Source organism: Caballeronia sp. M23-90 (assembly GCF_053574605.1).
The window spans coordinates 1-1,259 of the sequence record NZ_JBSIPA010000832.1 but is presented as its reverse complement, the minus strand read 5'-3'; the positions used below and the strand labels follow the sequence as shown (position 1 = coordinate 1,259).

The window sequence follows — 1,259 nt, the reverse complement described above, 5'->3', positions numbered from 1 at the left end:
AACGGTTGAACCGGTTGACGATGTAGATATCGTGCTCATGCATTGCTCCGTTCGTGCGTGGGCCGGAAAACGCTCGATAAATTCCGGAAACGCGAACTGGGAGGCAAGCCTCCCAGCGGTTTTTTTGTTTCTTTTTGCTGCAACTACCGCTGTGATGCGGGTGTTTCACCCGGCGCGCATTGTAAGCGGTGCGCGCCGGTTACTGCATCGGCCAAAATGCTTAGCCGAGGAGCTTCAGTACTTGTTGCGGCAGCGAGTTGGCCTGTGCCAGCACCGAGATACCTGCTTGCTGCAGCACTTGCGCCTTGCTCAGGTTCGCGGTTTCCTGCGCGAAGTCCGCGTCGGTGATTTGCGATTGAGCCGACGACAAGTCCGTCGATTGTGCTTGCTGCGTCGTGGCTACCGAGCTGAAACGGTTCTGGACAGCGCCCAGTTGCGATTGCAGTGCGTTGACGGTGTTCAGCGCATTGTCGATCGATTCAATAGCGCTCGATGCGCCGTTTGTCGTGCTGATGTCGATTGCGGACACTTGCGGCGGCGTGCTGTTTGCGTCGAACGAAGCGAGTTCGTCGGTTTGCTGCGACGTTGCAGCGCCTGCTGCGGGCAATGCCGTAGCGGCGAGCGTGCTCTTGCCAGCCGCCGTCGTGATGACGTTCGATGCCTTGAACGTGTACGTCGCCGTACCGTCGCCGCCATCCGAAGCCGGGATCTTTTCAGTACCCGTGCCGTCGCCCAACTGTTTGTTGTTTTGGTCCGTATAGGTAAAACCGCCTTTGCCGTCGGCAATGACGTTGACCGTCGTGACGGTTGCGCCCGTTGCAGCGTACGTACCGGTCGAATCCAGCGACAGACCATCGATGCTGCCAACCGCCGTGCCCTTCTGCGGGTCTCCGCCACCGAGCTTCAATGCCGACACGTTAGCCGATGCACCCAGATCCACGCTGATCGACTGACCCACGTTCGCGCCAACCTGGAAGCTCTTCACGCCAGCCGAACCGTCCAGCAAGTTCGTGCCGTTATACGTGGTTTGCGACGAGATGCGGTTAATTTCACTGATACGCTGCGACACTTCCGACTGGAGTGCTGCCTGGTCGGTCGACGACAGCGAACCGCTCGAAGCTTGCACAGCCAGTTGGCGAATACGTTGCAGGTTGTCCGTGATCTGGCTCAGACCGCTCGATGCCGTTTGCGTCATCGAAACGCCGTCGTTCGCATTCGATACACCTTGGTTCAGGCCGTTGATCTGCGACGTCATGCGC

General features: G+C 58.8%; 1 protein-coding gene. It reads right to left on the bottom strand.

The window, feature by feature from the left end:
* Positions 1-220 precede the first annotated feature (220 nt).
* Positions 221-1,259: flagellin (locus ACRXB1_RS36250; protein WP_449494800.1), on the bottom strand; the 1,039-nt coding region annotated here is incomplete at its 5' end.